This is a genomic window from Nocardia sp. NPDC059177 (assembly GCF_042755165.1).
Classification (GTDB): Bacteria; Actinomycetota; Actinomycetes; order Mycobacteriales; family Mycobacteriaceae; genus Nocardia.
In genome coordinates, this window is the sequence record NZ_JBHZBX010000017.1 from 110,599 (window position 1) to 123,347 (window position 12,749).

General features: G+C 67.7%; 9 protein-coding genes. 6 read left to right on the top strand and 3 right to left on the bottom strand.

Going from position 1 to position 12,749, the window contains the following annotated elements; genetic code table 11:
• Positions 1-55 precede the first annotated feature (55 nt).
• Positions 56-1,027 carry a Fic family protein gene (locus tag ACFXK0_RS21280; RefSeq protein ID WP_379412292.1) on the bottom strand — a complete coding sequence of 324 codons (972 nt, stop codon included), beginning with the start codon at positions 1,025-1,027 and terminating at the stop codon, positions 56-58.
• A 313-nt stretch (positions 1,028-1,340) separates the two neighbouring features.
• On the opposite strand from ACFXK0_RS21280, the gene ACFXK0_RS21285 reads away from it, so the two are divergent.
• The 4 genes from ACFXK0_RS21285 (at position 1,341) to ACFXK0_RS21300 (ending at position 4,109) form a co-directional block, all read left to right on the top strand.
• Positions 1,341-2,783 (top strand): ATP-binding protein, encoded by a 1,443-nt coding sequence (locus ACFXK0_RS21285; protein WP_379412294.1) that lies wholly within the window; start codon positions 1,341-1,343, stop codon positions 2,781-2,783.
• A 112-nt stretch (positions 2,784-2,895) separates the two neighbouring features.
• Positions 2,896-3,168 (top strand): helix-turn-helix transcriptional regulator, encoded by a 273-nt coding sequence (locus ACFXK0_RS21290; protein WP_379412295.1) that lies wholly within the window; start codon positions 2,896-2,898, stop codon positions 3,166-3,168.
• A 338-nt stretch (positions 3,169-3,506) separates the two neighbouring features.
• Positions 3,507-3,809, top strand: coding sequence for a hypothetical protein (locus ACFXK0_RS21295; protein WP_379412297.1), 303 nt, complete (start codon positions 3,507-3,509; stop codon positions 3,807-3,809).
• A gap of 21 nt (positions 3,810-3,830) precedes the next feature.
• Complete coding sequence (locus ACFXK0_RS21300; protein ID WP_379412299.1) at positions 3,831-4,109, top strand: ribbon-helix-helix protein, CopG family; 279 nt, start codon at positions 3,831-3,833, stop codon at positions 4,107-4,109.
• 54 nt (positions 4,110-4,163) lie between these two features.
• Here the strand turns inward: ACFXK0_RS21300 and ACFXK0_RS21305 are convergent, their stop codons facing one another.
• Positions 4,164-5,594: a type VII secretion-associated protein gene (locus ACFXK0_RS21305; RefSeq protein ID WP_379412300.1), complete on the bottom strand. Its 1,431-nt coding sequence runs from the start codon at positions 5,592-5,594 to the stop codon at positions 4,164-4,166.
• Entirely contained in the window at positions 5,591-9,631 is a 4,041-nt protein-coding gene (gene eccCa / locus ACFXK0_RS21310) for a type VII secretion protein EccCa (RefSeq protein WP_379412302.1), read from the bottom strand. Before eccCa ends, ACFXK0_RS21305 begins: the two co-directional genes overlap by 4 nt.
• Before the next feature lie 185 nt (positions 9,632-9,816).
• Here eccCa and eccD point away from each other — a divergent pair, with 185 nt between their 5' ends.
• The gene (gene eccD / locus ACFXK0_RS21315; protein ID WP_379412304.1) at positions 9,817-11,283 is read left to right on the top strand and encodes a type VII secretion integral membrane protein EccD; all 1,467 of its coding nucleotides are present in this window, start codon (positions 9,817-9,819) and stop codon (positions 11,281-11,283) included.
• The gene (gene mycP, locus ACFXK0_RS21320) at positions 11,280-12,692 is read left to right on the top strand and encodes a type VII secretion-associated serine protease mycosin (RefSeq protein WP_379412306.1); all 1,413 of its coding nucleotides are present in this window, start codon (positions 11,280-11,282) and stop codon (positions 12,690-12,692) included. The genes eccD and mycP overlap by 4 nt, the downstream gene beginning before the upstream one ends.
• Positions 12,693-12,749 lie beyond the last annotated feature (57 nt).

A 12,749-nucleotide genomic window follows, 5' to 3' on the forward strand; every position in this document is an offset into this window, starting at 1 on the left:
CGAATCTTTACATCTCGACCCGCTGGACGAAGCCGCCCGAACCGAATCATGCTGCTCATCCCGTGCGACGCCGGTACCGGTTCAACAGGTACTTGTCCACCGCCACCTTGGTTGACCTCCAAACACCGTCCGAACCTTGGTAGGCCTCCAACCTCCCACGCGAGGCGGCCTGCCGGAGTGCGGCGTAGCTGACCTCGTCGGAGGCGAGGCATTGCAGGGCGACGAGGCGGCTCGGGCCCGCGATTCCCGGCACGACGAACCGGTGCAGGTTGTCGATGACGCTGCGCGCGAACAGCTCGGCGAGCAAACCGTAGTCGCCACGATCTGCCCGATGCAGCGCTTGGAGGTACTTCGCACGGTCGCGTTTGAAAATGATCGCAGGTGGAAACCCGAGGCGGACAAGGATCAGATTGAGGACGAGACGACCGGTCCGGCCGTTCCCATCGAGGAAGGGGTGGATGTTCTCGAAGTCGCAGTGAATCCGTGCCAAGTGCAGCGGAATATCTTGCGGAGCAATGCTATCCGCACCCAACGCGGACAAGTCCCCGCCGAAGGCGTTGACAGAATCCACCCATGTTCGGACACGCGCGGGAACATCGACCCAGGGCGGGGGCTTCATGCCCTCCGCGAAGGATTGGATGTCGTGCTCACGGAACCCGCCGGGACCTTCGGATGGGCGAGCCTGCGGGTGCGGCGCGGACTCCCACACATGACGCATCACTTGCTCGTGGATGCCGCGGACCTCGGTGACGGTGATCAACTCCTCGCCGCCGAATCCATCGATCGACGATGCTTGGGCATACACCCATTGGGCCGCCTCGCCATAGCCCAACACCTCGAGATAGTCGCTCAACGGCTTGGCTCCGACGGCCTTACCGTGCTCGAGCAGCGCCTCGACTTCGCGCAGCACCAGCGTGTTGCCCTCGATCGCGGTCGAGTTGTGTGCTTCGAGATGCCAGATGTCGTCCCAGATCGCCGCCGCCTCAGCCGGCAACGGTAGACCGCCGTAGCGTCGGAGTTCGACCAACGACTCCGCGAATCGCGCGAAGACGGTGCTTCGACTGGGACGTCCACGTACCACAGGCTCACCCTCTCAAAAGTGTCACAGCTGCCGAGTACCTAAATGTACAGAACACTTTGCCGAAGTTGTAACAGCAGGCGAATACCTAATTGATTAGAACAACTTTGATGCCGCCTCGCTCGCAGACCCACGCCTACACGGCTGCGCGAGCACCGCAACCCCTCGCCAAGGCGGACTACCAGGGATTATGAACTTTAAGTATAGTTAGTTGAAATGTAGTTCAACCTCGGAGGCGCTCGTGATCGCCAAGCCGTCGGACATGTTCGATCGAACGCGGGAATGGGAAGCGCTGACCAGGTTCGTTACCAGTGGGCAGCCGCACGCGACGCTGGGGATCGTGTCGGGCAGGCGTCGGCAGGGCAAGTCTTTCCTGCTCGAGGCGTTGTGCGAGGCCACGGGGGGCTTCTACTTCGCGGCCGATCAGGCGACCGAGGCGGAGTCGCTGCGATACTTCTCCACCACTGTTGCCGACTACTCCGGTTCGGCGCTGCCGGTCAGTTTCGACGACTGGCGCCAAGCGATGGATGGGCTGCTCGCGGTGACGGCTGAGCGTGAGGTGCCTGTGGTCATCGATGAGTTTCCGTACCTGGCCAAGGCATCGCCGGCGCTTCCGTCGATCGTGCAGGCAGCGTTGGCGCCGCGTCGCGCGGAGCGGATGGGGTCGCGCGGCAGGTTGTTGCTGTGCGGCTCGGCGTTGTCGTTCATGGGCTCGTTGCTCTCCGGGGATGCGCCCCTGCGGGGCCGGGCGGGTCTGGAGTTGGTGGTGCCCACCCTCGACTACCGGCTCGCCGCCGAGTTCTGGGGAATCGAGGATCCGCGGTTGGCGGTACTGGTGCACGCGATCGTCGGTGGGACACCCGCCTACCGTCGCGAATTCGTCGAGGACGACACCCCGTCCGGGCTGGATGATTTCGACGACTGGGTCGAGCGGACGGTGCTCAATCCAGCCAGCCCACTGTTCCGCGAGGCCCGGTACCTGCTGAGCGAGGAACCTGGACTGCGCGATCCCGGCCTGTACCACTCGGTGCTTTCCGCGGTGGCGCACGGCAATCCGACGACCGGCGGGATCTCGTCCTACGTCGGGCGTAAGGCCAGCGATGTCGCTCATCCGGTGGCGGTACTGGAAGACTGCGGGCTGCTTCGGCGGGAGCCGGATCTGTTCCGCGGCAACCGGATCCTGTACCGGATCAACGAACCGCTGGTGACCTTCTACCAGGCAATCCTGCGTCCCGATTGGGCCCAGTGGGAACGGGGCCGGGATACCGCCCAGCTGTGGCAGCGCCGCCGTAGCCGATTCGACGCCAACGTCCTCGGTCCACATTTCGAACAGATCTGCCGCGACTGGGTCACCAACTACGCACCTCCCGAAATCCTCGGCGGGTATCCGGGCACTGTGGGCAGTGGGATCGTGAACGACCCAGCCAACCGCACCACCCACGAAGTCGATGTCGTCGTGTTCGGCGAAGGGCCCGACGGCACCGAATCCCTGCTGTCCATCGGCGAGGTGAAATGGAACGACACGATGGGGATGGGCCATCTCGATCGACTACGCCGCATCCGCGACCTGCTGTCAGCGAAGTATGACACCTCACGAACCCGGCTGATCTGTTACAGCGCGGCAGGTTTCATGCCTGGATTGGCGAACGAGGCCGTCCAGGGGGCTGACATCGTGCTGATCGGCCTCGCAGACCTGTACAGATAGCGGCCGTGCGCGGCCGAGCCTTCGATGTGGCCCGGGGTCAAAAGCGCCGATTCGGCAACAAGCCATCTATAGATGGTCGACGGGAAGGCGTCGGCTCGGAAGTCTCGTAGAGATGTCCGAATCTGCCGTCGAGAACGAGCTCGTGGCGATTCTGGGACAGCATCTGGCCGAGTTGCGCGTGGCCAGGGGGCTCACCCAGGAGCAGGTCGCGCTCGCCGCAGGGGTCAGTCGCCAGTACTATCAGCTGCTCGAAGCGGGCCTACGCACCCGCAAACCGCGGACACCGGCGAATCCGACATTGTCGACGCTGATCTCGGTGAGCAGGGTGCTCGGCACACCGTTGCCCACACTCCTCGGCGAGGTGTTCGGGCGCAGTAGAAGCTAGGCGCCTCACAACCCCACCCGAGCACCTCCGACTACCTGTTCACAGGCCGATTACACTCCGGCCCAACCATTTTCGGCGTGTCGTAGCCGACGGCGGTGGCCGTGGTCGAGAGCAGGCCGAACTCCCCATGTCGTCGCCGGCGCTTCCGTCAATCGTGCAGGCCGCGCTGGCGCCGCGTCGAGCGCAGCGGCTGGGTTCGCGTGGCCGGTTGCTGCTGCGTGGGTCGGCGTTGTCGTTCATGGGTCGTTGCTGCCCGGGGAGGATCACAGCAGACGACGGCAGCACCTGCTGCCAGTAAGTGTATTGCACTTCCATCCTAAGTGCCGTACACTTTAGATATGCGGTTCAGGATCATCCCCAGCGCATACAAGCACGGTATCGATGCTGCCGAGATTGCCGCCGTCCTGTCCAACCCGCGACTGTGTGTGTCCGCGGATGCCCGTCTTGAAGGTGCATCCTTGGTCCTGTTCATCGGCGCGCCGGCGGTCAACGAACCGGACATCGAGGTCATCGCCGACCTCGCTGCCGATCCAGCTGTCGTATTCCACGCAATGATGCTGCGTCCCACGCAGGTCGCCAAGTTGGGAATCGAGCACTATCCGTATCACTTCGCCCCGAACTACGCGCGCCAGCGCCGCTGACCCCGAATGGAGGAACCCCTGATGTCCAAGCTGACCGATGCCGACTACGAAGCAATGGCTGCCGACTACGAGGCCAACCCGATCACTGCCGATGAAATCATCGACATCGCCGTAAATCCGGCACTCCTGCGCATGGGACGCCCCCGCGCAGGTGAGCGAGAGGCCAAGGGAAAGACACCGACCACGTCGGTTCGTCTTCCCAAGAGCATTCGCGCACGCTTGCACAAGCGCGCCGAGGCCGAACACGTTTCCGAAGGTGAGATCATTCGTCGCCTTCTGGACGCGCACCTACCTGCCTGAACAACCAGCCCGGATGCTGCGTTGTCGACCCGAGGCAACGTCTGAAGGTATTTCTCACAGTCCCACGCGGGCTCCGGCAACCACCTGTTCGCAAGCCGATTGGACTCCAGCCCAACCATTTTCGGCGTACTGGCAACCCACACTGACCTGGACACCCCGATCCACGATGACCTGCCAGCGGACGGTGGAGCCGTCGGCGGGGCGTTCTTCGTAGGAGAGGCCGGGGCGGCCGGCGAAGGTGATGTCGCGGCGGACTTCGGTGACGGTGCCGGCGGGTTTCTTCTTGATCTGGGCGTCGAGGTCGGCGGCGATCTCGTCGTAGCCGGCGCCGGCGTTGACCAGCTTCGGGATGACGGTGATGCGGCGGCGGGCGCCGTCGTCGGGGACCAGGTCGGCGCGGACGGTGGGGTCGGCGGCCGGGGAACGGTGCCAGCCGGTGGGGACGTCGACGATGACGCGGCCGACCGATGCGGTGGTCGGTGGCGGTGGGGTCTTCGAGGTCGACGGGGCGGCGGTTGTGGTGGTGGACGTGGTGGTCGGCTCGGCGGCCGAGACTTCGGGGTCGCCGGAGCCGCCGAACAGGAAGAAGCCGCCGATCGCCGCGGCGGCGACAACGACGGCCAGGGCGGCGGCACCGTAGTACAGGGGCCGGTTGTCGACGGGGTTGGTGGCCGCGGCGCGTTCGCGCAAGGGCTGCATCCATTCCGCGGCGGGCGGGATCGTCGGGGTGTAGGCGGGGGCCTGGGGAGCCGGGTGGGACAGGTCGGTGCCGGTCAGCGGGCTGACGGTCGCCCTTGCGCCACAGACACTCTCGGTGACGGTGGTGATCGCCGCCAGGACGGCGGGATCGGTGGTGCCGAACACCTGGACCACATCGGCGGGGTGCTCGGCCAGCAGCCGGGTGAGCAAGGCCTCGAGGCGGTGCCAGCCGTCCTCGGTGGCGACTTCGGCCGCCGACAAGGTGGGTTCGGCTTCGACCGCTTCGACGAAGGTGCCGTTGGTGTCGTAGCCGACGGCGGTGGCCGTGGTCGAGAGCAGGCCGAACTCGATGACCGCGGTGCGGCGGCTGCGGCGGGTCGCGGCGTCGACATCCGAGGCGCGCACCGCGCAGGTCTCGAACACCACCTCGTGGGTGAATTGCCGTGCGGCGGTGGCGAACAGCTCGAGCGCGCGCGGGCCCCAGACCGTCGGATGGACGACGACGATGCGGTCACACGGCACCGCGGCGCCCAGCTTGTCCATGATCGCGGCGAGTACCGCCGACAGCGCCTGCCCGGCGCTCGGCATGCCCGGCGGCATGGCGATCCGGTCGGCGTCGAGGTACTGGATCGCCGACACCACCTGGGTGGGTGGTGTCAGCGGTTCCCCGACGACGAGCTCGGACCCGTTGCTGCCCAACACCACCGACGGCGGACCGTCCCAGTGCGTGGTGGCGCCACGCGCCCACACCTTGGCTTCGCTGACAACCAGCTCGACGGCGGTCATTCCGGCTGCGGCATCCAGGCGGTCTGGACCAGGCCCTCGCTGTTGCGGGTGACATAGGTGCCACGGCCCGGCGGCTTCGGGCCGGGACGGGTGGTACCGACCATCACGCCCTCGTCCTTGCTGCAGCTCATCACGAGCGCGGCCGAGCCGAGATCCTTCATCCGCGCCAGCGTCGCCTCGTACATGGCGCGGCTGGCACCACCGGAGCGACGGGCGATGATCAGGTGGAAGCCGAGGTCACGCGCGTGCGGGAGATGCTCGACGAGCGCGGCGACCGGGTTGCCCTGCGAGGTGGCGACCAGGTCGTAGTCGTCGACGATGACATACAGTTCCGGACCGCTCCACCACGACCGCTCGCGCAGCTGCTGCGGCGTCACCTCCGGACCGGGGGTGCGCTTGGCCACGTAGCCGGCGAGGTCGTTCATGTTGGTGGTGAATTGCGGTGCGGTGGAACCGTATCCGGCCTGATACCCCTCGGGGATGAGGCCGAGCATCGTGCGGCGGTAGTCGCCGATGATGAAGCGGGCCTCGTTGGGGGTGTTCGAGGCCGCGATGCCGTCGATGATCGAGCGCAGCAACGTGGTCTTACCGGACTCGGAGTCACCGATGATGATGAAGTGCGGGCTCTCCGCGAAATCGATGTAGACGGGCGCGAGTTCGGCCTCGTTGATACCGATCGGGATACGCAGGCACTTGGTGCTGGGGTCGACGCGCGAGGGCCAGTTGCCCGCCAGGTACAGCAGCTGCTCACGGGGCAGCTGATCGGGCAGCATGCGGACCTGCGGCGCGGGCCGGCCCGGGGTCATCCGGGCGATGGTCTCGACCGCGGCGGTGACCGCCTGACCCAGGTTCGCCTGGTCGGCCGAGCCGTCGATGCGGGGCAGACCGGTGAGCATGTGCAGGCACTCGGCGGTCATACCGCGACCGGGGCGGCCCTGCGGCACCAGCGAGGCGAACTTGCGGCCCAGGTCGGAGTCCATCGGGTCACCCAGGCGCAGCTCGATCCGGGTACCGATCTGGTCCTTGAGCGCCGGGCGGGCCTCGGCCCAGCGGTTGAGCGCGATCACCACGTGCACGCCGTAGGACAGACCCTGCACGGCGAGGTTCATGATGGTCTGCTCGAGCGCGTCGAAGTCCTGGCGGATCGAGCCGAAGCCGTCGATCACCAGGAAGACGTCGCCGAACGGATCCTCGTGCGCGCCCGCCGCGGCCGGGCTCGACGCCGGATCGGTCGCGCGCAGCCGACGGAACTCGGTCATCGACTCGATGCCGAGCTGCCGGAACCGGGCCTCACGGGTGCGCACGATGGTGGTCATCTCGGAGACGGTGCGCCGGACGAGGTCCTCGTCGAGGCGGCTGGCCACCGAGCCGACGTGCGGCATGCCCTGCAGGCTGGCCAGGGTGCCACCACCGAAGTCGAGGCAGTAGAACTGCACCTGTTCGGCGGTGTGGGTCAGCGACATCGCCATGATCATGGTGCGCAGCGCGGTCGACTTACCCGACTGCGGGCCACCGACCACGGCGACGTTGCCGCGCGAACCCGACAGGTCGACCACGAACGGGTCGCGGCGCTGATCGTAGGGACGGTCGACGATGCCCATCGGCGCGCGCAGCGTCGCGACCGGCAGCACCTCGCCGGTGAGAATCGAGCGCGGGACCAGCTGGTCCAGGGTGGGCGCCTCGTCGAGCGGCGGCAGCCAGATCTCGTGGGCGGGGCGGCCGTGGCCGGCGATCCGGGCGACGAGCATGTTCAGATTCGACATCTGCTCGCCCTCCTCGCTGACCGGCTCGGGCTCGTAGCTGGACTCCACCGGCACCGGCACCCGGTCGGAGGTGCGGAAGCCGACGTGCGAGGCGTTGAACGGGCGGGCGTTCACATCGATCTCGCCGCCGACGATGCCTGCGCTGGTGACCTCGCGCGCCGAACCGCCACCCACGTAGGGACCCGAGACGTAGGACGCCTGGAAGCGCTGGATCTCGCCCGAATCGGACTTCAGGTAACCGCCACCGGGGGTGCTCGGCAGGTTGTAGGCGTCGGGGACGCCGAGGACCTGGCGGGACTCGTTGGCGGAGAAGGTCTTCAGGCCGATGCGGTAGGACAGGTGGCTTTCCAGGCCCTTGAGCTTGCCCTCTTCCAGTCGCTGCGAGGCGAGCAGCAGGTGCACCTGCAGCGAGCGGCCGAGGCGGCCGATCATGACGAACAGCTCGGCGAAATCGGGGTGCTGGGTGAGCAGTTCGGAGAACTCGTCGAGCACCACGAACAGCGCGGGCAGCGGGTCCAGGTCGGCACCCGCGGCGCGGGCCTTCTCGTACTCGGAAACGTTGGCGAAGTTGCCCGCCTGGCGCAGGACTTCCTGGCGGCGGTTCATCTCACCGGCCAGCGCGTCCTTCATACGGTCGACGAGGTCGGCCTCGTCCTCGAGGTTGGTGATGACCGCGGCGACGTGCGGGACACCGTCGAGGCCGAGGAAGGTCGCGCCACCCTTGAAGTCGACCAGGACCAGATTGAGCTGGTCGGGCGAGTGGGTGGCCAGCAGGCTGAGCACCAGGGTTCGCAGGAACTCGGACTTACCGGAACCGGTGGCGCCGATGCACAGGCCGTGCGGGCCCATGCCGTTCTCGGCGGCTTCCTTGATGTCGAGTTCGACCGGTGCGCCGTCGGCACCGATACCGAACGGCACGCGCAGGCGTTCGCGCCCGTAGCGGGGGCGCCAGGCGCTGGCGGGGTTGAAGTTGCCGATGTCACCGAGGTTCATCAGCTGCGACCAGGTGGAGATGGTCTCGGTCTCGTCGGTCTCGATATCGCTGCTGCGCTGGGTGGCCGCGCGATAGGGCGCCAGCCTGCGGGCGAGTTGCTGGGCCTGCTCGGCGCTGACCCGGTCGATGGTGGCGAAGCGTTCCTGGTTGCCGGTGGCGCCGCGACCCAGGCACTCGCCGTCCTCGACGACCATCTTGATGCCGCGCGAGACCGCCAGTCGCGGCGCGTAATTGCACAGGTCGATGATGGTGACGCCCTCGAAACCGGACTCCCGCAGCTGGTCGTCCTCGGCCTCGAGCAGGCCGCCGTCGACGACGATCACCACGTGCACCAGGTTCGGGTTGTTCGGCTGGTTGCGCGAGTAGCGCACGCGGTTGCCGAGCAGCGGATGCAGGCTGCTCAGCGCCTCACGGATGGAGCCGTAGAACATGCGCTGGGTGCCGACGCCGTCGGTCACCTCGGGATGCTGGGTGTGCGGAAGCCACTTGGTCCACTCCCACTCGCGCGCGGTGTCCGGGCCACAGACCACGGCGACGAGCACCTGGTCGGGCGCCTGGAACATGCACAGCTGCAACAACATCGCGCGCGTCATGTCGCGCGCCTGGGCCCGGTCGCCGTCGAGGGCGACGGTGCCGAAGCCCTTCACCGCGATGGCGGTCGGCAGGTCGGGGACGGTGGAGTGCGCGCGCACGAAGCGGCGCAGGGAGACCGCGGCGATCGGCTCGAGCTCTTCGACCGGACCGGTCTCGGGGGCCACCAGGCGGGTGGCGAGGCGCTGACCGCCCAGGCCGATGCGGGCGTGGCAGAAGTCCTTGTCGCCGGAGCGGCGTTCCCACATGCGGCTGGTGCCGGCGAGCATCCAGATGAGGCCCGGCTCGGGGTGGCTCCACTCGACGGCGGCGCGCTGCTGGGTGGCGGTCTCGTCGACGTCTTTGCGGACCTGGTCGAGGTAGCGCAGGTAGTCCTTGCGGTCCTCGTTGGCCTCGGCGGCCTTGGCGCCCTTGCCACCGCCCTGGCCGAACATGGTGACCATCGACATGATCATCATCAGCGGGAACATCATCGACATGGGGTTGGACATCATGCGGCTGCCGCCCATGCTGAACATCAACGCCACCATGCCGACCATGCCGACCACCATCACGACGGGCATCAGCTTCTGCAGCAGATTGCCCGGAGTGACCCGGGGGATCTCCGGCGGCGGCTGCAAGGTGACCTCGCCACCGGGCGTGCGCGGCATCTCGCGCCGGGCGCGGCGCTGGAACCGAACTGTGCTCATGGTCGAAGACTCCCCCTGCTTGACTACTCGCTGTCTGTCCTCGCGACGGGCTCAGTGTAGAGGTCGCGGCCGACATGTCGTATGGTTCGTCAGGCATTCTGCTGTCCGAACGGTGGGTTCCGCAAACTGTCGACCGTATCGGGGGTCGAGCGGAAACACGAGGTAGAGACGGAGTTGGGGGAGTTTTGACGCACGCGCGACTCGATCATGTGGAAGAGGACTCCGCGCGCGGAATCGTGCGCGCACCGGACCTCGCCCGGGTGACCATTCTGGCCAAGCATACGCAGGTCGACATGGCAATCCCGGTCGATGTGCCGGTGGCGCTGGTGATTCCGAGCGTGGTCGACATGGTCGCTCAACACAGCCGATCGAACACATTCGACAACGAGGGCGAACGCTACGAGCCCGCCGAATGGGTACTGGCGCGGATCGGCCATCCCCCGTTCTCGAACTCGCTCAGCCTCGGCGAGCAGGGTGTGCGCGACGGCGAGCTGCTCATGCTGGAGAGCGCCTCGCACACCGCGCCGACACCGCTGTTCGACGACATCATGTACAACGTCGCGATCGCCGACGCCGAGCACTACCGCAGCTGGACGCCGAAGACGGCCCGCATCACCGGTTCGGTGCTCGCGGCGGTCACCATGCTGGTCGGCTGCTTCGGTCTGCTGGCCGCCCCGGCCGCGCTGCCGTTCTGGGTGAGCGGCTCGCTCGCGCTGTTCGTCGCCATCCTTTGTGTGGTCGCAGGCACGGTGCTCAGCCGCATGTACGGCGACACCTCCGCGGCGCTGGTACTCGGTGGCTGCGCGCTGCCGACCGCGTTCACCGGCGGCATGCTGCTGGTCCCCGACCATTACGGCTGGGCGCATCTGCTGCTCGGTGGCGCGCTGCTCGGCGCGATCGCGGTGCTGGCCTGGCGCGTCACCGGTGTCGGTCTCGCGCTGTTCATCGGCACCGCGACCATCTCGGTGTTCCTCGTGCCCGCCGCGCTGGTCGGCCTGCTCACCGATCAGCCGGTCAAGGCCATCGGCGGTGTCGTCGCCGCGCTCGGACTGGCCGCGCTGTCGCTGTCGCCGCGCGGTTCGATGCTGCTGGCCAAGCTCCCGCTGCCGCCGGTCCCCTCCCCCGGCACCCCGATCGACCCCACCGAGGACGATCCGGACGACCACCGCGCACTGCCCACCCTCGACGCGCTGCGCGCCCGCTCCGAGCGAGCCCGCAACTACCTCGCCGGTCTGGTCAGCGCGACCACGCTGGTCACCGTGGTCGGCGCGCTGCTGGCCATCAACCCGACCGCAGACGACCCGTACTGGCCCGGTATCGCGCTGGCGCTGGTGTGCTCGGTCGTGCTGATGTTCCGCAGCCGCACCTACGCGGGCGCCGAACAGGCCATCGTGCTCATCGCGGGCGGCTCGTCGATCGTGCTGCTCATGCTGATCGGCGTGGCGATCGAGATGGAGCAGCCGCTGGTCGTGTTCGGCGCCGCTGTCGCGATCCTGATCGCGGCGCTGGTGATCGGCCTGATCGTGCCGAACCAGTCGGCCACCCCGCCGATGCGCCGGGCCGCCGAGCTGCTGGAATACGCGTTCGTCGCCGCGGTGCTGCCGCTGGTGTTCTGGGTCGCTGATCTCTACTCGCTGGTTCGCGGGCTGTGAGGCTGGGCCTTCGGCTGACGGCTGTCGCGCTGGCCGTCGGCTTGAGCGCTGGTGTCGGTCTCAGCGGTACCGCGTCGGCCGACCGTCCGCCCGCGGTCGATATGGGCCTGCTGCCCGCCGGTGATCCGGCGGCGCCGCCGGAGAAGACCGAGCAGGGCAGCGGCGTCAACGGCTTGTGCTACCGCACGCAGCCGACCACCGAGGTGGCTGTCCCGACCAGTCAGCGGTCGCTGGATCTGGATCGCGCGTGGGAGTTCTCCCGTGGCGCCGGGCAACTCGTCGCGGTGATCGATACCGGTGTCGCGCCGCATCCACGGCTGCCTGATCTGTGGCGCGGCGGTGACTACGTCACCGCGGGCGGTGACGGGACCGACGACTGCGATGTGCACGGCACCGTCGTGGCGGGCATCATCGGCGCGACCAAGATCGACGGCCAGGGCTTCGCAGGCGTGGCGCCCGAATCGCGGATTCTCAGCATCCGCCACACCAGCGCGCTGTGGCAGGCCGAGGGCGCCGGGCGCAACAAATCGCCCGACGACTACCCGGACGGCTACGGCAAGGTCTCCACGCTCGCCTCGGCGATCGTCCGTGCGGCCGACTTCGGCGCAACCGTCATGAACATCTCGCTGGTCGCCTGCACCACCAGCTCACCGGTGAACGAAGCCGCCTATCGCGCGCTCGGCGCGGCTGTGCGCTACGCCGCCGTCGAGAAGAACGTGGTGATCGTCACCTCGGCGGGTAACTCCGACAGCTGCAAGGCGGGCAACCCGACGCCCGACCCGCTCAAGCCCGCTCAGGACCTCTGGGACAACATCCGGACCTACGTGAGCCCGGCCTGGTTCGACGAGTATGTGCTCTCGGTCGGCTCGGTCGACAACAACGGCGCTCCCTCCGCGTTCACCGTGCCGGGCCCGTGGGTGGGCATCGCCGCCCCCGGTGAGGGCATCACCTCGCTGGACGCGCGCACCACCGGGATCTCCAACGGCAAGTACGACAGCCAGGGCAAGTATCTCGCCTACAGCGGCACCAGTTTCGCGTCGCCCTACGTCGCCGGTGTAGCCGCACTGGTCCGCGCACGGTTCCCCGAACTGTCCGCCAAGCAGGTCATCGAGCGGCTGGAGGCGACCGCGCACGCGCCCGCCGAGGGCTGGAATCCCTACATCGGTTACGGCACCGTCGATCCCATCGCCGCGCTCACCAACGAGGTCCCGAAGGAGCTGCCGCCCAAGCAGTCCTCCCCGGCACGCAGCGTGCAACTCGCGGTGCCCGCGCCCGAGCCCGCACCGGACCATCTGGCCCGCAATGTGGCACTGATCGGCACCGGCGCCATCGCACTGCTCCTGACGCTCGGCGTGCTGGCCTCGTTCCCGATCCGCCGCAAGTTCGGGATGACCTCCGACGATCTCTGATTCGTCGGGCGGGTACGGTCCAACCGATCACGCACGCCCGACGAACCGGATACCAGC

Coding starts and splice junctions, on each gene's coding strand:
- ACFXK0_RS21300 (WP_379412299.1), top strand. CDS start 3,831: ATGTCCAAGCTGACCGATGCCGACTACGAAGCAATGGCTGCCGACTAC.
- ACFXK0_RS21305 (WP_379412300.1), bottom strand. CDS start 5,594: ATGACCGCCGTCGAGCTGGTTGTCAGCGAAGCCAAGGTGTGGGCGCGT.
- ACFXK0_RS21290 (WP_379412295.1), top strand. CDS start 2,896: ATGTCCGAATCTGCCGTCGAGAACGAGCTCGTGGCGATTCTGGGACAG.
- ACFXK0_RS21295 (WP_379412297.1), top strand. CDS start 3,507: ATGCGGTTCAGGATCATCCCCAGCGCATACAAGCACGGTATCGATGCT.
- eccCa (WP_379412302.1), bottom strand. CDS start 9,631: ATGAGCACAGTTCGGTTCCAGCGCCGCGCCCGGCGCGAGATGCCGCGC.
- ACFXK0_RS21285 (WP_379412294.1), top strand. CDS start 1,341: ATGTTCGATCGAACGCGGGAATGGGAAGCGCTGACCAGGTTCGTTACC.